Annotated in this window: 20 protein-coding genes and 1 pseudogene; 1 reads left to right on the top strand and 20 read right to left on the bottom strand. The window is 68.5% G+C overall.

Going from position 1 to position 17,850, the window contains the following annotated elements; all coding sequences use genetic code 11:
- Nucleotides 1–90: 90 nt before the first annotated feature.
- Nucleotides 91–891, bottom strand: coding sequence for an alpha/beta fold hydrolase (locus tag ACODT0_RS21255; RefSeq protein WP_489042205.1), 801 nt, complete (start codon nucleotides 889–891; stop codon nucleotides 91–93).
- A 131-nt stretch (nucleotides 892–1,022) separates the two neighbouring features.
- Between ACODT0_RS21255 and ACODT0_RS21250 the strand changes: the two are divergent.
- A pseudogene (locus ACODT0_RS21250) lies at nucleotides 1,023–1,925 on the top strand (LysR family transcriptional regulator); the annotation flags it as partial.
- A gap of 19 nt (nucleotides 1,926–1,944) precedes the next feature.
- Here the strand turns inward: ACODT0_RS21250 and thmT are convergent.
- From thmT to ACODT0_RS21155, 19 genes are all read right to left on the bottom strand, one after another.
- Entirely contained in the window at nucleotides 1,945–2,136 is a 192-nt protein-coding gene (gene thmT / locus ACODT0_RS21245) for a 2-hydroxymuconate tautomerase (protein WP_057597602.1), read from the bottom strand.
- A 19-nt stretch (nucleotides 2,137–2,155) separates the two neighbouring features.
- On the bottom strand, nucleotides 2,156–2,944 hold the full coding sequence (gene dmpH, locus ACODT0_RS21240) for a 2-oxo-3-hexenedioate decarboxylase (RefSeq protein ID WP_489042204.1): 789 nt from the start codon (nucleotides 2,942–2,944) through the stop codon (nucleotides 2,156–2,158).
- On the bottom strand, nucleotides 2,941–3,984 hold the full coding sequence (gene dmpG, locus ACODT0_RS21235; RefSeq protein WP_489042203.1) for a 4-hydroxy-2-oxovalerate aldolase: 1,044 nt from the start codon (nucleotides 3,982–3,984) through the stop codon (nucleotides 2,941–2,943). The genes dmpH and dmpG overlap by 4 nt, the downstream gene beginning before the upstream one ends.
- 13 nt (nucleotides 3,985–3,997) lie before the next feature.
- Complete coding sequence (locus ACODT0_RS21230; protein ID WP_489042202.1) at nucleotides 3,998–4,921, bottom strand: acetaldehyde dehydrogenase (acetylating); 924 nt, start codon at nucleotides 4,919–4,921, stop codon at nucleotides 3,998–4,000.
- Nucleotides 4,922–4,934: 13 nt separating this feature from the next.
- Entirely contained in the window at nucleotides 4,935–5,717 is a 783-nt protein-coding gene (gene dmpE, locus ACODT0_RS21225; protein ID WP_057597598.1) for a 2-oxopent-4-enoate hydratase, read from the bottom strand.
- Between the two features lie 29 nt (nucleotides 5,718–5,746).
- A complete protein-coding gene (locus ACODT0_RS21220; RefSeq protein ID WP_489042201.1) occupies nucleotides 5,747–6,571 on the bottom strand; it encodes an alpha/beta fold hydrolase in 825 nt (274 codons plus the stop codon).
- Between the two features lie 10 nt (nucleotides 6,572–6,581).
- Nucleotides 6,582–8,036, bottom strand: coding sequence for a 2-hydroxymuconic semialdehyde dehydrogenase (locus tag ACODT0_RS21215; protein ID WP_296738731.1), 1,455 nt, complete (start codon nucleotides 8,034–8,036; stop codon nucleotides 6,582–6,584).
- A gap of 10 nt (nucleotides 8,037–8,046) precedes the next feature.
- Complete coding sequence (locus ACODT0_RS21210; RefSeq protein WP_057597595.1) at nucleotides 8,047–8,979, bottom strand: catechol 2,3-dioxygenase; 933 nt, start codon at nucleotides 8,977–8,979, stop codon at nucleotides 8,047–8,049.
- A gap of 27 nt (nucleotides 8,980–9,006) precedes the next feature.
- Entirely contained in the window at nucleotides 9,007–9,348 is a 342-nt protein-coding gene (locus tag ACODT0_RS21205; protein ID WP_489042200.1) for a 2Fe-2S iron-sulfur cluster binding domain-containing protein, read from the bottom strand.
- 296 nt (nucleotides 9,349–9,644) lie between these two features.
- Entirely contained in the window at nucleotides 9,645–10,703 is a 1,059-nt protein-coding gene (locus ACODT0_RS21200) for an NADH:ubiquinone reductase (Na(+)-transporting) subunit F (protein WP_479672148.1), read from the bottom strand.
- Nucleotides 10,704–10,731: 28 nt separating this feature from the next.
- Nucleotides 10,732–11,094, bottom strand: coding sequence for a phenol hydroxylase subunit P4 (locus ACODT0_RS21195; RefSeq protein ID WP_489042199.1), 363 nt, complete (start codon nucleotides 11,092–11,094; stop codon nucleotides 10,732–10,734).
- A 39-nt stretch (nucleotides 11,095–11,133) separates the two neighbouring features.
- Nucleotides 11,134–12,729: an aromatic/alkene/methane monooxygenase hydroxylase/oxygenase subunit alpha gene (locus ACODT0_RS21190; protein WP_057597164.1), complete on the bottom strand. Its 1,596-nt coding sequence runs from the start codon at nucleotides 12,727–12,729 to the stop codon at nucleotides 11,134–11,136.
- A gap of 56 nt (nucleotides 12,730–12,785) precedes the next feature.
- On the bottom strand, nucleotides 12,786–13,082 hold the full coding sequence (locus ACODT0_RS21185; RefSeq protein ID WP_057597160.1) for an MmoB/DmpM family protein: 297 nt from the start codon (nucleotides 13,080–13,082) through the stop codon (nucleotides 12,786–12,788).
- A 27-nt stretch (nucleotides 13,083–13,109) separates the two neighbouring features.
- On the bottom strand, nucleotides 13,110–14,105 hold the full coding sequence (locus ACODT0_RS21180) for an aromatic/alkene monooxygenase hydroxylase subunit beta (protein ID WP_413763881.1): 996 nt from the start codon (nucleotides 14,103–14,105) through the stop codon (nucleotides 13,110–13,112).
- Between the two features lie 50 nt (nucleotides 14,106–14,155).
- Nucleotides 14,156–14,425 carry a phenol hydroxylase subunit gene (locus tag ACODT0_RS21175; protein WP_172705560.1) on the bottom strand — a complete coding sequence of 90 codons (270 nt, stop codon included), beginning with the start codon at nucleotides 14,423–14,425 and terminating at the stop codon, nucleotides 14,156–14,158.
- A 210-nt stretch (nucleotides 14,426–14,635) separates the two neighbouring features.
- Nucleotides 14,636–16,342 carry a sigma 54-interacting transcriptional regulator gene (locus tag ACODT0_RS21170; protein WP_489042198.1) on the bottom strand — a complete coding sequence of 569 codons (1,707 nt, stop codon included), beginning with the start codon at nucleotides 16,340–16,342 and terminating at the stop codon, nucleotides 14,636–14,638.
- An 89-nt stretch (nucleotides 16,343–16,431) separates the two neighbouring features.
- Nucleotides 16,432–16,941 carry an RrF2 family transcriptional regulator gene (locus tag ACODT0_RS21165; protein ID WP_489042197.1) on the bottom strand — a complete coding sequence of 170 codons (510 nt, stop codon included), beginning with the start codon at nucleotides 16,939–16,941 and terminating at the stop codon, nucleotides 16,432–16,434.
- Nucleotides 16,942–16,999: 58 nt separating this feature from the next.
- Nucleotides 17,000–17,416: a cupin domain-containing protein gene (locus tag ACODT0_RS21160; protein WP_489042196.1), complete on the bottom strand. Its 417-nt coding sequence runs from the start codon at nucleotides 17,414–17,416 to the stop codon at nucleotides 17,000–17,002.
- 54 nt (nucleotides 17,417–17,470) lie between these two features.
- Nucleotides 17,471–17,713: a hypothetical protein gene (locus ACODT0_RS21155; RefSeq protein WP_422097385.1), complete on the bottom strand. Its 243-nt coding sequence runs from the start codon at nucleotides 17,711–17,713 to the stop codon at nucleotides 17,471–17,473.
- Nucleotides 17,714–17,850: the final 137 nt, after the last annotated feature.

Raw genomic sequence — 17,850 nt, 5'->3', positions numbered from 1 at the left:
GGTAAAAACCCTAGGCAAATGGAACCGCGGCGTTCACGGGAAGGAAACAATCGATCGCCCGCGACCCACCTGCCCCCTTCTGCCTCCCCTTCATCGGCCCTCGAGGAAATCGACCACCGCGCCCACGAACTCCTTCGGAAACTCCACGTTCGACAGGTGCACCGCGGGCAAGGTCAAGAGCCGGGCGCCCGGCACGGTGGCCGCGATCAGTTCGCCATGGCTCGCGGCCGTGACCGGGTCGAACTCGCCCGCGATCACCAGCGTGGGCCGCTCGATCAGCGCGATGGGCCGGCGCAGGTCGGCGTCGCGCACGGCGGCGAGCGCGCCGGCCAGGCCCCGCGGGTCGATCTCGAGCAGCACCTGGCGGAAGGCCTGCACCACGGGGCCGTTCTCGGTCAGCAGCCGCTCGGGGAACCAGTTGCGCAGGAAGCCCTCGGCCGTCTCCTTCATGTCGGGGGCGGCCAGCACGCCGACGATGCGCTCGTCGAACACACGGGCCGGGCCGAGCCACGAGGAGGTGTTGGCCAGCACCAGCCGGTCGATGCGTTCGGGCGCGTGCACGCCCAACCACTGGCCGATGAAGCCGCCGAGCGAGAGGCCGAGGAAATGCGCGCGCTCGATCTTCAGCGCGTCGAGCAGTTCGATCGCGTCGCGGCCGAGCCGGTCCATCGAATAGGCGCCCGGCGTGACGCCCGAGCCGCCATGGCCGCGCGTGTCGTAGCGCAGCACGTGGAAATGCCGGCCCAGCGCCTCGACCTCGCCGTCCCACATCGAGAGCGTGGTGCCGATGGAGTTCGACATCAGCAGCACGGGCTTGCCGGCATCGCCATCGAAGCGGTAGGCGATGCGGGCGCCGTCGCCGGCGGTGGTGGTGTGGGTGAAGTGGCTCATGGCGTGCTTTCCTTGGCATGGCTTCGGAGCCCCGGGCTCCTGCAACGGCGATCACCGTGCGTCAAATCGTAGTTGCGCCGCTTGGCGAAAGAAATTACAAAGTTCGATCAATCCTTGTCAGCAAATCGAACATGAGCGAATTCACCCTGCACGACCTCCAATGCTTCGACGCGGTGGTGCGCGCGGGCGGCTTCCAGGCCGCCGCCACGCAGTTGCATCGCTCGCACCCGGCGGTGTTCGCGGCCGTGGCCAAGCTCGAGCGGCAGCTCGGCCTGGTGCTGCTCGACCGTGGCGGCTACCGCGTGCAGCCCACCGAGGCCGGGCGCTCCTTCCATGCGCGCGCGCAGTCGCTGCTGCGCGAGCTCGAGGGCCTGCTCGGCCATGCGCGCCAGCTCGCGGTGGGCGAGGAAAGCGAGCTGCGCGTGGTGATCGGCGACCTGTGCCCGCGGCCGCAGGTGCTGGCGATGCTGGCGCGCTTCTTCGCGCAGTGCCCGGGCACGCGGCTCGCGCTCTATTTCGAGGCGGTGGCCGGGCCGGCCGAGCGGCTGTTCGACGGCGAGGCCGACCTGATCCTGCACGGTATCGACAAGCGCGATCCGCGGCTCGAGTGGATCGACCTGTGCAAGGTGCCCTTCGTGCCCGTGGTGGCGCCGGCGCTGCTGGCCGAGCCGCTGCCGCGCGCGCCGGGGCCCGAGCGCATGCGCGCCTACACCCAGTGCGTGATGCGCGACACCGCGCGCCACACGCCGCCCCAGGACCACTTCCTGATCGAGGGCGCGCACCAGTGCACCGTGGCCGACCAGCTCATGAAGAAGGAGGTGATCCTGCTGGGCCTGGGCTGGGGCCACATGCCGCGCTTCCTGATCGAGGAGGAACTGCGCGACGGCCGGCTGCGCTCCATCGCGGGCCGCCACCTGCCCGGCAGCGTCGAGGAGCTGGTGGCGGCGCGCCGGCGCGACCGCTCGCCGGGGCCGGTCGCGAGCCGGCTCTGGGCCCACATCGAGGCCGAGGCGCCGGCGCTGCGCCGCGCCCTCGCCGGCACTGGCGAGGCCGCTAGCGCCCCAGGTCCTTCGCCGACACCCCGGCGATCCCCCAGTTCTCCTTCGGCACGTCGTGCAGCCACACGCGCACGTTCTCCTTCGGCGCGTTGACGGCCTCGACGATGGCGGCCGTGACCTTCTCGATCAGCGCGCGCTTCTGGTCCTCGGTGCGGCCTTCGATCAGGTAGATCTGTGCAAACGGCATGGTCTTGCTCCTTTCCCGTTCAGACGAAGCGCAGCCCGACGCTGCCCATGCCCTGCACCTTGAGCGTGACCGCGTCGCCGGCCTGCACGGCCACCGCCTCGGTGATGCCGCCCGACAGGATCAGCGTGCCGGCGGGAATCTCCTCGCCGCGCGCGCCCAGGTGGTTGGCCAGCATCGCGATGGCCGCAGCCGGATGGCCTAGCACCGCCGCGCCGGCGCCGAAGGCCACGGGCTGGCCGTTCTTCTCGAGCACGATGCCTGTGGTCCGCAGGTCGACCTCGCTCGCGGGCACGGCCCGGCCGCCGACCACGAAGCGCGAGGCCGAGGTGTTGTCGGCCACCACGCTCTTGAGGTCGAACTTGAAGTCGCGGTAGCGGCTGTCGATCACCTCGATGCCCGGCAGCACGAAGTCGGTGGCCGCGAGCACCGCGCCGATGTGGCAGCCCGGGCCCCTGAGCGCGCGCTTCGTCACGAAGGCGATCTCGGGCTCGACCTTCGGATGGATCAGCTCGCTCACCCGGCACTCGCCGCCCTCGGGCACGGCGTAGTTCTCGGCCATGAAGCCGAAGACCGGCGTGGTCACGCCCATCTGCTTCATCTTGGCGTGCGAGGTCAGGCCGGCCTTGAGGCCGACGATGCGCAGGCCGCGCGCGGTCTTGCGGCGGCGGATCTCGTCCTGGATCGCATAGGCGTCGTCCCAGTCCATCTGCGGGTATTCGTCGGTGATCTTGGGCGTGTCGCGCGCCTCGAGTTCGCAGGTCTCGAGGTGCTCGGCGAGCGCGGCGATGGTCTTCGCATCGAGCTTCATGCCGCCACCTCCTGGCGCGAGCGCGCCAGCGTGATCGCCGTGTCCTCGATCATGTCCTCCTGCCCGCCGACCATGCCGCGCCGGCCCAGCTCGACCAGGATCTCGCGCGCCGGCACGCCGTACTTCTTCTCGGCGCGCTTGGCGAACAGCAGGAAGCTCGAGTACACGCCCGCGTAACCCAGCGTGAGCGAGTCGCGGTCGACGCGGATCGCGTGGTCCATGATCGGCACCACGCGGTCCTCTGCCACGTCCTGGATGCCGAACACGTCGACGCCGGTCTCGATGCCCATGCGGTCGCAGACCGCGACGAACACCTCCATCGGCGTGTTGCCCGCGCCCGCGCCCAGCCCCGCGGCAGCGGCGTCGATGCGGTTCGCGCCCGCCTCCACCGCGGCGATCGAGTTGGCGATGCCCATTGCCAGGTTGTGGTGGCCATGGAAGCCCAGCTCGGTGTCGGGCTTCAATGCCGCGCGCACCGCGCCCAGCCGCGCCTTCACGTCCTCGGGCAGCATGTGGCCGGCCGAGTCGGTCACGTAGATGCAGTTGGCGCCGTAGCCTTCCATCAGCAGCGCCTGCCGCACCAGCAGCTCGGGCGAGGCCATGTGGGCCATCATGAGGAAGCCGACCGTGTCGAGGCCCAGCTTGCGCGCCATCGCGATGTGCTGCTCCGACACGTCGGCCTCGGTGCAATGCGTGGCCACGCGCACCGTGTGCACGCCCAGGCCGTGCGCCATGCGCAGGTGGTCGACGGTGCCGATGCCCGGGATCAGCAGCGCCGAGACTTTGGCGCGCTTCATCAGCGGGATGACGGCGCCGAGGTACTGCTCGTCGGAGTGGGCCGGAAAGCCGTAGTTGACCGAGCTGCCGCCCAGGCCGTCGCCATGCGTGACCTCGATCAGCGGCACGCCCGCCTCGTCGAGGCCGGTGGCGATGTGCTTCATCTGCTCGAGCGTCATCAGGTGGCGCTTGGGATGCATGCCGTCGCGCAGTGTCATGTCGTGCACGGTGACGCGGCGGCCCTTCAGGGTGGTGGTGTTCATGGGGTGGGTGCTCCTATGCCGCGACGGCTTCGGGTTGCGGGGCGCCGGCGAGCATGGCTTCGGCGAACATCTCCGCCGTGCGCGCCGCGGCGGCGGTCATGATGTCGAGGTTGCCGGCGTACTTGGGCAGGTAGTCGCCCAGGCCCTCGACCTCGAGGTAGATCGACACGCGCTTGCCGTCGAACACCGGGCCGTTGACCAGCTTGTAGCCCGGCACGTAGCGCCGCACCTCGGCGATCATGGCGTGCACCGAGGCCGTGATGCGCGCCTCGTCGGGCGTGTCCTCGGTCAGGCAGTGCACCGTGTCGCGCATGATCAGCGGCGGCTCGGCGGGATTGACGATGATGATCGCCTTGCCCTTCGCGGCGCCGCCCACGCGCTCGACAGCGCCGGCCGTGGTGCGGGTGAACTCGTCGATGTTCTTGCGCGTGCCCGGGCCGACCGAGCGGCTCGACACGGTGGCCACGATCTCGCCGTAGGCCACGGGCTGCACGCGCGACACCGCCGCCACCATCGGGATGGTGGCCTGGCCGCCGCAGGTGACCATGTTGACGTTGGCGGGCCGTTCGCCGGCATCGGCCATCAGCGCCTGCAGATTCACCGGCGGCACGCAGAACGGGCCGATGGCCGCGGGCGTGAGGTCGATCATCAGCACGCCGAGCGCATTGAGCTTCGCGCTGTTCTCGGCATGCACGTAGGCGCTGGTGGCATCGAAGGCGATCCGCACGCCGTCGGCCTTCACGTGCGGCAGCAGGCCATCCACGCCCTCGGCGGTGGTCTTCAGGCCCATCTCGCGGGCGCGCTTCAGGCCGTCGGACTCGGGCTCGATGCCCACCATCCACACCGGCTCGAGCACCGGGCTGCGCTGCAGCTTCGCGAGCAGGTCGGTGCCGATGTTGCCCGGGCCGATCAGCGCGCACTTGATCTTGTTCGTCATGGGTTTTTCTCCGTCAATGGAAGCGCACCGAGCAGCCGCCGAGGCCGCCGATGGAGACGCGGAAGTTGTCGCCGGCCTGGGCCGGGAACATGGCGGCGAGCGCGCCCGAGAGGATCACCTCGCCGGCCTTGAGGCCGATGCCGAGCGCGCCGAGGGTGTTGGCCAGCCACGCGACCGCATTGACCGGCGAGCCGAGCGCGGCGGCGCCCGCGCCGGTGGCGATGATCTCGCCGTTCTTCTCGAGCACCATGCCGCAGGTCGAGAGGTCGACGCGGCGCGGATCGACCGCGCTGTCGCCGAGCACGAACACGCCGCACGAGGCGTTGTCGGCCACGGTGTCGGCGATCCTGATCTTCCAGTCGCGGATGCGCGAGTCGACGATCTCGAAGCAGGGCATCACGCATTCGGTGGCGGCCAGCACGTCGGCATTGCCGATGCCCGGGCCCATCAGGTCGCGCTTGAGGATGAAGGCGATCTCGCCCTCGGCCTTGGGCTGGATCAGCGTGGTGCTGTCGATCGACTCGCCCTCGCCGACGATCATGCCGTCGAGCAGGTAGCCGAAGTCGGGCTGGAACACGCCGAGCATGTTCATCACGGCGCGCGAGGTCACGCCGATCTTCTTGCCGACGATGCGCTCGCCGGCCTCGAGGCGGCGCGCGATCATGCGCTGCTGCACGCCGTAGGCATCGGCCACGGTGATGCCCTCGTGGCGGCTGGTGAGCGGATCGACGACGCCGCGCGCGCGCAGCGCCTCGTAGAGCTCGTCGCCGAGCTGCTGGATCAGTGTGGGGTCCATGGTCTCTCTTTGCGTTGGGATGGAAGAAATCAGTCGGCCTCGGCCAGGAAGTCGCCGACCAGCCGCGCGAAGCGCGCGGCATGCTCGATCTGGGTCCAGTGGCCGCAGCGGCCGAACACATGCAGCTGGCTGTCGGCGATCCACTCGGACAGCGTCAGCGAGGTGGCGAGCGGGATCACGCGGTCCTCTCGGCCGTGGATCAGCAACGTGCGATGCGGCAGCGCGCGGATGTCGGCCTCGGGACTGGCCAGCGCATCGACCCAGCGCTGGCGCGGCGCCGGGAACATGGCGCCGAAGGACTCCTGGAAGCCCGGCCGGATGCTGGCCTCGTAGCGCAGCTGCGCGAGCTCGTCGCTGACCAGCGTGCGGTCGAAGGCGAACACGTCCATGATGCGGCGCATGTTCTCGAACGAGGGCGTGTAGCCCCAGACGGCGTCGAGGCCCGGCGTGATCGCGAAGGGCACGCCCACGCTGCCCATCAGCACCAGCCGGCGCACGCGATGCGGCGCGCGGATGGCCAGCGCCAGCGCGAGCGCGCCGCCGAAGGAGTTGCCGATCAGGTCGGTGCGTTCGATGTCGAGCGCGTCGAGCAGGTCGAGCGCCTGGCGCACCCAGCCGTCCATGTCGTAGGCCGCGCCGGGCACGCGCTCGGTGAAGCCGAAGCCGGCCATGTCGGGCGCGATCGCGCGCCGACTCGCGGCCAGCACCGGCAGCACGAGCCGCCAGTTGGCCCAGGCACTGACGCCCGGGCCCGAGCCGTGGATCAGCAGCACGGGCGCGCCCTGCCCCAGGTCGTGCACGTTGGTGGCGAAGCCGCCGGTGCGCACGCTGTGGGCGATCTCGGGATTGGTCACTGCCGTGTCCTCAGAGCTTGATGCAGACGTTGCGGAGCTCGGTGTAGAACTCCAGCGAATGCACGCCGCCCTCGCGGCCGATGCCCGAGGCCTTGGCGCCGCCGAAGGCGGTGCGCAGGTCGCGCAGGAACCAGCTGTTGACCCAGCAGATGCCGACCTCGACGCGTTTCGCGACGCGGTGCGCGCGGCCTAGGTTCTCGGTCCACACGGTGGTGGCGAGGCCGTAGTCGGTGGCGTTGGCGAGCGCGATCGCCTCCTCCTCGGTGTCGAAGGGCGCGATGTGGCAGCAGGGGCCGAAGATCTCCTCGCGGATCACGGCGGCCGTCTCGGGCAAGCCGGTCCAGATGGTGGGCTGCACCCAGTTGCCTTCGGCCAGCGCGCCCTTCATGGCGGGCACGCCGCCGCCCGTGACGACGGTGGCGCCTTCCTGCACGGCCTTCTCGTAGTACGACAGCACCTTGCGCTGGTGCTCGCGCGAGATCAGCGGGCCGAGGCCGACGCCGGGTTCTTCCGAAGGACCTGGCTTCAACGCCTCGGCCTTGGCCTTGAGCGCCGCGACGAACCTGTCGAAGATCGGCCGCTGCACATAGACCCGCTCGGTGCCCAGGCAGACCTGGCCACAGTTCTCGAAGGCCGAGCGCGTGATGCCGGCCACGGCCTTGTCGAAGTCGGCATCGGCGAACACGATGCCGGCGTTCTTGCCGCCGAGCTCGAAAGACACGGGCCGCACGCCCCTGGCGGCCGCGGCCATGATGGCCTCGCCGGTACGGGTCTCGCCCGTGAAGGTGATGCCGTTCACGCCCGGATGCCGGGTCAGGAACTCGCCGGCCGAGTCGGGCCCGAAGCCGTGCACCACGTTGTAGACGCCCGGCGGGATGCCGACGGCGTTCATCACTTCGCCGAGCAGGGTGGCGGTGGCGGGCGTTTCCTCCGAGGGCTTGACGACGACGGTATTGCCGCAGGCCAGCGCGGGGCCGACCTTCCAGGTCATCAGGAGCAGCGGCAGGTTCCAGGGGCAGACGACGCCGATCACGCCCAGCGGCGAGCGCACGGCGTAGTTAAGCGCCTGGCCGCCGTCGGGTGTGGCCATCTCGAAGCTCTCGGTGGGCACGTTCTTCACGATGTCGGCGAACACCTTGAAGTTGGCCGCGCCGCGCGGGATGTCGACATGCGAGGCCAGCGCATGCGGCTTGCCGGTGTCGGCCATCTCGGCGGCGAGGAAGTCGTCGAAGCGCCGGTTGATCTCGTCGGCCACCGCATGCAGCAGCTCGACGCGGCGCGCGACGCTCATGCGGCCCCACTCGCCGTCGAGCGCGCCGCGGGCCGCGCGCACGGCGGCATCGACCTCGGCCGCGCCGGCCTCGTGCACCAGGCCGATCAGGCGGTTGTCGACCGGCGCCCGGTTCTCGAAGGTCTTCGCGCCGGCGACGAACTCGCCGCCGATGAAGTTCATGAACTGCTTCATCGAACGCTCCTCAGGTCAGCACGCTCAGGAAGTTCTCGTTGAGCTTGCGGTCGTGATAGAAGATCGCGCGCCCGAGCTCGTCGTCGGTCCACACCAGCGGCGGCTTGTCCGGGTAGTAGATGTAGCCGCCCGAGAACACCTCGTTGCGGTTGCCGCTCGGGTCGAAGAAGTAGATGGTTTCGCCGCGCGTGATGCCATGGCGCGTGGGGCCGATGTCGAGCGACACGCGCTTCTTCGAGATGATGTCGGCCGCCTTCAGCACCTCGCCCCAGTTGTCGAGCAGGAACGACGCATGGTGGAACTTGTTCTTCTCGGCATGGCGGATGAACGCGATGTCGTGCGGCTTGGTCGAGCAGGTCAGGAAGGCCGCGATGTACATGCGCTCGGGACCGGCCACCACGCTCTCGGCGAGCTGGAAGCCCAGCACGTCGATGAACAACTTCATGGTGCCGTCGAGGTCGTCGCCGTACAGCAGGCAATGGTCGAAGCGCGAGGGCGCCATGCCCTTGAGATCGTCGGGATAGACCTCGGGGTTCTCGTAGGACATGCCGTTGCCGACCTTTTCCTTCTCGGCGAACAGTTCGATCGAATGGCCGGTGGGCACGGTGAAGCGAAAGCGCCGGCCGGTGCGCAGATGCTCGCCGGCCTCGATCCACTGCAGATCGGTCGCGAGGCCGCTGGCCTTGACATCGGCCGCGAGCTTCTCGAGCGTGGCGGGCGAATCGACGCGAAAGCCCATGAAGTCCATGCCGGCCTCGTCGGCCTCGCGCAGCACCACGCTGTGGTGATCGTGCTCGTCCCAGGCCTTGAGGTAGATGCGGCCCTGCGGATCGCGCGCGGTTTCGATCAGGCCCAGCACGTCGCGGTAGTGCTTGAGCGCGGCCTCGATGTCGAGCACGCGCAGTTGCACGTGTCCGGGACGGATGACGCCGGTGATTGCCATGAGAGTCTCCTTGGTGGTTGAAAAGGTTCAGGTGGGGGAACTGGAATTTCTGGAAGTCGTTGCCGCATGCCGTTCGATGCAGCGGGCCAGCTTGTCGACGGCGCGCAGGGCGAGGTCGCTTTGCGGGTAGGCCCTGCAGGCGAGCACGTAGCCCTGGGCTTCTTCCGCGGCGCTGACGTGGCAGCGGCTCATGCGCTCGTGGCGCACATGGCCCGATTCGATGCGGACCTTGCAGACGCCGCAACCGCCGCCTCGGCAGCCGACGGGGATGCCTTTGCGGCCCAATTGCTCCATGCCGCCGAGCAGGGTCTGGTCGGGTTGGCAGTCGTATTGCTCACTGGTGTTGGCGATGGCTATTGAGAAGGGCATGTTTTTTTCTTGGTTGATCGGGGACGCGTGCACAGGACAGCGGGTACTTCCCTCCGCGAATGTCCCCCGCCCTTCGGGCTCCTCCTTGATTTCGCTGCGGGAAGCACCCACTGCCCTGTGCACGTGGGCGCTGCGGTGGTGCGGGCGGTTCAACAACCGTTGCGTCCAGGCGCACGTCGATGGGGTACTCCCCGCAGCGAAATCAAGGAGGAGCCGAAGGCGGGGGACATTCGCGGAGGGGAGTACCCCGTCGGCGTGCGCCCGCCCCGATGCATCCAAAAAAAGACGAGTCATCGCTAGAGCGCCTTGAACAAGGGACTGCGAGGCGCGGCAGAAGCCGCATCCGCCGCCGTAAAGAACTTCTCGGTATAGATATCGCGCTCGAACAGCCGCCCCTGCATCAGCGTTGCGATACAGGCCTCGGTCATCGGCGGCGGACCGCACAGGTAGGCCTTGTGCCCCCGGAAGTCGTTCGCGAAATGCGCCTTCAGCGCTTCGTGCGCATAGCCCCGCGCACCGGCCCAGTCCGAGCCTTCGGGCAGGTCCGACAACACCGGCACATAGGTGAAGTTCGGATGCGCATCGGCCAGCTGCTCGAACAGCTCGCGGTAGTACAGCTCCTCGGCATTGCGCGCACCCTGGATCAGCGTGATCGGCAAGGTGCAGCCCTCGGCCAGCAGGTCGAGCACCATCGACTTCGGGCTCGACAGCCCCGAGCCTCCGGCCACGAAGATCATCGGCAGCCGCGCCGACTTGCGCACGAAGAAGCGGCCGTTGGGGGCCGTGAAGCGCAGCCGCTGGCCCGGCTGCAGTTCGTCGTGCAGCCAGCCCGTGGCGCGGCCGCCGGGCACGCGGCGGATGTGCAGCTCGATCAGGTCGTCGCCCGGCGCATTCGCGATCGAGAAGGCACGCTCCCCTTCCACCCCCGGCACCTGCAGCATCACGTACTGCCCGGCCTGGAACGAGGCCGCGCGTTCCGTGCGCAGCCACAGCCCGCGAATCGTGGGCGTCAGCATGCGTGCCTCCACCACCTCGGCATCGAAGTCCTCGAGCGGCAGGAAGCGCGCGTCGGGGTCCTCGTCGATCTCGGCCTCGATCACCAGGTCGGCCTGCGCCATCGCGCAGCACGCCAGGATCTTGCCCTCGTCGCGCTCGAAATCCATCAGCGCGAAGTTCGAGGCATCGCCGTGGTCGCATTCGCCCTCGAGCACCTGCACCTTGCAGGTGCCGCACACCCCGTGGCCGCAGGCGTGCGGCAGCCACACGCCCGCGCGCAGGCAGGCATCGAGCACCGTCTGGCCGTCGCGCGCCGCCACGCCCTGGCCCAGCGGCTCGATCATGATCTGGAAGCTCATGGCATCGCTCCTTGCTCGGTGGGCAGCCTCAGCTGCACGAACCCTCGATGCCGCGCAGGCCCGGCGTGCGGAAGCGGATCGCCGACTTGTGGACCAGCCCGTTGTCGGCCAGCGACTTCGCGGCGTCGGGCACGAAGGGCTTGCCCGAGTCGAACCACTCGGCCGTGGCCCAGTCGATCCTTTCGAAATCGGGATGGCTGCCGTAGACGCCGGGCAGCACCTGCGACAGCAGCGCGCCGAAGGGCATGGCCGCGGGCAGCGGCAGGCACACGGGCGAACAGAACAGCAGGTGGTCTTCCCAGCCGATGTAGAGCAGGCGGTTGCCGTGGAAGCGCTCCTCGGCATCGGCGACGGTGCCGGTGTAGCCCGGGGCGAGTGCAATGACGGACATGTTTTTTCTCCTGGATGAGTGACGGCTTCGCGTTGTGGCTCAAGCGACGATCGCCTCTTGCTCGGGCGGGGCGCGACGCTCTGTCGAGGTGTCCTGTCCCGTCCACCGATCCCAGTTCGCCTGGTCCGGCGAGCCGTTGAACTCGCCGTTGTCCGAGCCCACGTTGATGTGGTAGTAATCGAGCACCGCCGCGAGCGGGTTGAAGCCCTCGACCGTCGGGTCGGTGCCCTCGGGGAAGCAGTTGCCCTGGTAGATCTGGTGCACCGGCAGCCAGGCCTGCACGTACTTCTCGGGCTCGCCGTCGAACACGTCCTTGCAGCCGTCGGAGCAGAAGTGGTACTTCATGCCGTGGTAGCTGCTCTCGCGATAGCAGATCTTGGTCGGGTCGTCGGGCTCGGTGAAGGCCATCGGGATCTGGCAGGTCTGGCACAGCATCGGCAGCGTGTTGTTGAACCAGCGCTTGCCCTGCTGCTCCTGCGCGGCCAGCCACTCGAAGCGCGGGCGGTACAGCGCATCGAAGGTGTCGGGGTACTTGGCCGACAGCCACTCCATCTCGTCGGGGCGCGGTGCCCACACGTTGATGTTGGCCGCGTGGCCGTAGTTGTTGAAGATGGCCCAGGCCTCGTGCGAGAGGCGGCCCTTCTCCTTGCTCGCCACCTCGTGGTACTTGGGCATGCGGATGCCGTAGCGCGAGAGGTCCTGGAACAGCGCACCGCCGTTCTTCTCGAAATACATCTCCCAGGCCTCGGACCAGCTCATCACGCGCTTGGGCAGCATGTAGTCCATCATCATCGACACCAGCGTCAGCAGCCGGTAGCCGCGCCAGAACCACTTGTCGACCCACTTCTGCACGATCGGCACGTTGCCCGGGTCCTGCTCGAGGATGAACTTCACCACCTCCAGGCCCAGCGTCATGTGGCGCGACTCGTCGCTCTGGGCCGAGAAGCCGAAGGTCACGGTGGCCATGTCGCCGTTGTAGGCGGCGCCGCTCATGAAGGGCATGAACAGCAGGTTGGTCAGCACGTACTCGAACGAGAACGAGATCGCGGTCACGAACTCGAAGGGCCCCGCGCTCATCGCGTCCTCGAAGTAGCTCTTGGGCACCGACAGATACCACACGCGATCGTGCATGTGCTGCGGATCGTGCAGGCCGTTGAAGTACTTGTTGAAGTGGCTGATGGTGTGGAACTGCGTCTGCGCATGGCGCAGCTCGTCGATCGACTGCATCTGGCAGGCCACGCGCGCGCCCACGCCGCGAAACGACCGCCCGGCCATCGCATAGCCGCGATGGGCCGCGTACTCGAGCGGCGACACGCCCGTGAGGAACAGCTTCAGCGTGTTCAGGTAGCGCGGGTCGCTGATGTTGAACTGGCCGTTGTTCTGCTGGAACGCGTCGATGATCGCGTAGAGCTTCTTCTCCTTCTCGCCCTGGAACTTCCAGTAGGCGTCCATCGTGAGGCGGAACGGGTCCTCCCACTGGTCCCAGTCGTGGATCTTGATGCCCTCGAACCGGTCGAAGGGGAACACGTCGTCCATCGACTGGTAGCTGGTCTCCCAGCCGAGGCCGCGAGTCATCATGGCGTAGCGTTCCTTGAGGCCGAGGCGCTTGCCGGTGCTGCTGTTGGGGGTCGTCATGGCGTTGTCGTCCTGTGCGTTGTCGTTGTGGGTGCGGTGGTTTTCGGGGTGCGCGCTCAGGCGCCCCAATGCAGCGTGAACTCGTCGTCGGTCTCCTCGATACTTCCCGACAGCGAGATCAGGCTCAGGTGCAGTTCCTGCAGGTCCCAGCGGCGGCCGAGCAGCGACTCGACCGTGGCGCGGCGCAGCGTGAGTCGGCCGGGCGCGTCGATCTTGACCATGGCGGGGTACTCGCTGACGCTGGCCTCGGGGTTGTCGGCCACGATGGCCTCGACGATGGCGCGGGCGCTCTCGCTGATCTGCAGCGCGATGAAAACCGGCGTGCGGGAGAGTTCTGCGGTGGCGGTGGTCATGGGGATGGGTCTCCTTGCGGTGGTGATTCAGGCGGTGCGCACCGAGCGCGCGAAGCGGGCGTCGAGCGCCGTGGCGAGTTCCTGCAGCGCGGGTGCGCCCTGGGCGCCGAGCGCCAGCGCGGCCAGCGGCGCGAGCGCTTCGGCGATCTGCGCGCGCCAGTCGGCGTACCAGGCCGCGAGCTTCCGGGCATTGGCCGGCGACTCGTCGGCCGCGGTCTTCAGCGTGGCATCGACCCAGCGCGCGTTCTCTTCGAACCACTCGTTCATGAACTCGGTGAGCATCGCCAGCGCATGGCCGGTGGCCGCGCCTTGCGCGTTCACGTAGTGGCGGTAGACCAGCGGATACAGCAGGCCGTCGAACACCAGGTTCTGCGCCACGAACAGCTCGAACCAGTCCCTGGTGACGAACAGGTTCTCCATCGTGCGGCGCACGCCCTGCCAGGCCGGATGCGACATCCAGGCCTCCTTGCCGGCGTCGAGCGCCTGGCCCGAGTTGCCGTCGAGCTGCAGGCCGATGCGCGAGAGGTACTGCGCGATGCCGAGCCGGTCCATGGCCGCGAAGACGAAGGGCTGCGTGATCGCGGTGCCGTAGCCGTAGCCGCAGCAGTAGCTGTGGTTCATGTTCGCGCCCCACTCGTAGTGGCGCAGCGGCACCAGCACCTGCTGCAGCGACTCGCGCACGCCGGCATCGGCCTGCGCCAGCAGCTGGCGCTTGTCGGCGAACTCGAACTGCCGGTCTGCGCCCTCCTGCTGGCGCGCGCGCGTCATCGTGTAGACGCCGTAATAGAAATGGCGCGGATCCTTGAACGCATACCAGTCGGCCATGACGATCGCGGTGCGGCGCTTGTCGTAGAGCTCGTGCTGCGGATCCCACAGCGGCCGGTAGTGGAAGTTGGCCGTGGGCTGCATGTCCAGCGTGGCCTCCTGGTAGCGCGAGGCCGGCTTGTCGCCGAGCCGCCGCGCCACGTGCGAGAAGGTCTGGCGGATCGGCCGGATGTCCGAGGTCTTGATGTCGACTTGCACGGTGGGGTCTCCTTGGGTTGTCTCTTTGGAAAAAACGGTGGGTGGGCGTGTCAGTGCTCGATGCCGGGCGCGCCGAAGCGCCACTTCATGCGCTCGAAGTCCAGGCGCGCGCCCTCCTCGGTCGTCAGGTGGCGCACCTCGTGGCGGGTGCAGAACTCGCGGAACTGGTCGAACAGCAACACCAGCTCGACCGCGAGCTCGGGGTCGCCGATGGCGAACTCGAACTCGACGAAGCGGGCATCACGGGTACCGGTCACGCGCACGAAACAGGGCTGGCCGGTCATCCGGGCCGCGCTGTCGCTGGGGTGGCTCGCAGGCATCGAAGGCATCACTTGTTCAATCCATCACTTGGTGGACGACAACGGCGCCGCCCGTGCCAATAAGGGCAACGGGCGTGCCAGCACGGCTAAGTGATTGATTTGCAAAGGCCCGCGATGCCGGCGGGCCGCGAGCCCCGGGTAGTCCCGGATGCTCGTTTGATCATTTGCTGCGGTGCAGCTTGATCAAATGGTGAAAACGCCGCGAACGGCTCAGGAGGCCGGCAGGCCTTCCTTCTTGAGGCGGTAGGCCAGTTGCGGCCGCGTGATGCCCAGCAGGCGCGCGGCCTGCGAGAGATTGCCCTTGGCACGCTGCATCGCGGTCTGCATCAGGCGCCGCTCGAGCGAGGCGATGTCGATGTTCTGCTCGAGCACGCGCTGGCACAGCGCGTCGAGCTCGCTGCCCTCGCCCGCGGCCTCGGCCGGCGCGCCGACCTGGCCCTTGGCATCGAGCCCGCTGCCATCGGGCGTGCCGGGCGGCGACATCCACAGGTGGCTGGCCTCGATGTCGCCGTGGTCGGGTGCCAGCAGCACGGCGCGCTCGATCACGTTCTCGAGCTCGCGGATGTTGCCGGGCCAGGCGTGCTTCTGCACGTCGCGCGCGGCCTTGTCGGTCAGGCCGCGCAGCTTCTTGCCGTAGAGCGCGCTGTATTTCTCGACGAAGCGCGCGACCAGCGCCGGGATGTCGGCCGTGCGCTCGCGCAGCGGCGGGATCGAGATCGGGAAGGTGTTGAGCCGGTAGAACAGGTCGGTGCGGAAGCGCCCGGCCTGCATCGCCTGCTGCAGGTTGACGTTGGTGGCGGCGACGATGCGCACGTCGACCTTGATCGGCTGCTCGGCGCCCAGGCGCTCGACCTCGCCGGTCTGCAGCACGCGCAGCAGCTTGACCTGCGCGGCCAGCGGCAGGTCGCCGACCTCGTCGAGGAACAGCGTGCCGCCGTGCGCGCGCTCGAAGCGGCCGGCGCGCGCATGGTGGGCGCCGGTGTAGGCGCCCTTCTCCACGCCGAACAGCTCGGCCTCCATCAGATCGGCCGGGATCGCGGCGCAGTTCACCGCGATGAAGGGCTGGCGCGCGCGCGGGCCGTTGTCGTGCAGCCAGCGCGCGAACACCTCCTTGCCCACGCCGGTCTCGCCGAGCAGCAACACCGTGATCGCGCTGTCGACCGCGCTGCGCATCAGCTCGAAGGCGGCGCGGAAGCCCGGCGACACGCCGACCAGCTTCTGGTCGTACTCGCGCCGCGGCTGCAGCCGGCGGATGTGCTGCAGCCCGAGGTTGAACTCGATCAGGTTCTCCGCCACGTGGTGCTGGCGGAAGTAGTCGAGGTAGTGGTCGTCGTGCCAGTCCTCGGCCGGCTGGCCGACGATGCGACAGCGGCTGTCGCCCATGCTCGTGCACTCGACCTCCTTGAACACCACCATGCGCCCCATGAAGGCCGTGGTGTAGCCCGAGGCATAGCCGATCTGCGACCAGCACTGCGGGTCCTCGCCATAGCCGAAGTCGGCCACGTGGGCCTCGCACTCCCACGAGTTCTCCCAGAGGAACTCGCCATAGAACTGCCTGGTCGCGATGTCGAACTCGAGCTGCGTCTTCTGCACCGAGACGATGCCCTCGATCGAATGCAGGCGCGGCCCGAGCATGAAGGCGTCTTCCGCGCGCATGCCGGCGCGGCGCTCGCGCACCGCCACCTCGCCGTCGCGCAGGCCCGACGCGAAGCCCATGCGCACCAGCAGGCCGCGCGCGCGCTCGATGCCGAGCGAGTCGAGCAGTTCCTTGCGCAGCTCGGCGAAGGCGCGCGCATGCAGGAGCAGCATGCGCTGCTCGTCCAGCCAGATGTGGCCCGAGCCGGCGCTGAAGCGCAGGAGCGAGAGAAGTTCTCCCACGAGGTGTCTCCTAGATCTTGGGGGCGTTTCGGCCCGCATTGTGCGGCACGGTGCCGCGCGCGGGGAGCGCGTTTTCGCGGGGGCCTCGCTCAGGTCGCCGGATCTTTCGGGGACTCAGCAGGAACGCGTCAACCCTGCGCCTTGCGCGTCTCGATCCAGTGCACGACCTTGCCCGCATGGCTGTGCGGCGCCTTGGCACCGACGCGCCGGGCCAGGTCGGCCAGCGTCTGGGAGGACAACACCTCGCGCATCCGTTCCTCGGCCTCGAGCATCACCGCGTGGATCGAGCAGACGCCGTCCATCGCCCAGCGCGGCGCCTCGCCGTCGAAGACCGCGCAGCGCCCGCGGATCTCGCGGCACTCGAACAGCGCCTTCGGCCCGTCGATGGCTTCCACCACTTCGAGCACGCTGATCCGGTCGGCGGGCCTGGCCAGGCGGAAGCCGCCGTTCTTTCCCTCGGTCGCCTCGGTCAGGCCGGCCTTGCGCAGCTTGGTGAAGAGCTTGGCCACGAACTCCACCGACAGGCCCTGGAGCTCGGCGAGGTCGCGCACGCTGGCTTCGGTGACTCCGGTGGGAGGCCCCGACAAATAGAGAAGGCAATGCAGTCCGTATTCGACACCGGCACTGATGTGGCTCAAGCTGGCTCCCGTGGGAATGGAGGGGCGGATCGTAACTGAGCCACCCCTCGCGCGGCGCTCACTTCTTGTCGAGCGTGACCAGGTTCTTCTCCTTCGAATCGGCCACGAAGATCGCGAGCAGCTTCGCGGGCTCGGTGGCGCTCGCGTTGTCGCTCACCGCGTGGTGGGCACCGGGCAGCTCGGTCCAGCTCTCGCCCGCGCGGTAGACGACCTCCTGGCCGTTGTCGAGCTTGCTGCGGATCGCGCCTTCCAGCACATAGCCCACGACGAAGGCCTGGCCGTGGCGATGCGCGGGCGTCTTCGCGCCGGGGGCGTAACTGACGACCAGCGCCGTGAGCGTCTTGCCGGGCACGTTGGCGATCGCATGGGCGAAGGCCGGAACGATGACTTCGCGTTGCGGCTCCGGCGGTGCCGCGACAGCGGAGCCCCCGGTGGTGAAGGCGAGGAGCGCGAGTGCGAGCGATGCGGTTTTCATGGGAAGTCTTCCTCGGGTTGGCGTTGCGGATGTGCACGAGCGGATGCCGTGCGTCTAACGAGGGTCGTTGGCCGCGACCCGCATGGATTCGCCGTCGGCATGGACGTCGACCACCAGGCGCTCGAACGCCCGCTGCTCATCGGTGCTCAGCCCCTGTGCCAACACCTTCAGCGCGTTGCGATAGCACGGCAGCATCAGCGCGGCGATCGAGCGCCACGTCTCGTCGCCCGCCGCAATCGCGGACTCGCAGCGAAGGATGTTCGTGTACGCGCCCAGCATGGCGAGGGGTCGGTTCATGAAATCGGCGATTGAATTTTTTACTACGACCAGTATAGTCGTAGTTAAGCGATCCACACCGGATCGTCTTGAAGACCCCGTGCGCGACGCACCCTTCGCGATGCGCCGCGGGACATGAACCTCACAGAACCGAACCA

The organism is Variovorax sp. FG153 (genome assembly GCF_057809595.1).
Note: the sequence above shows the minus strand (reverse complement) of the source record. Positions and strands in the feature narration are given on the sequence as shown.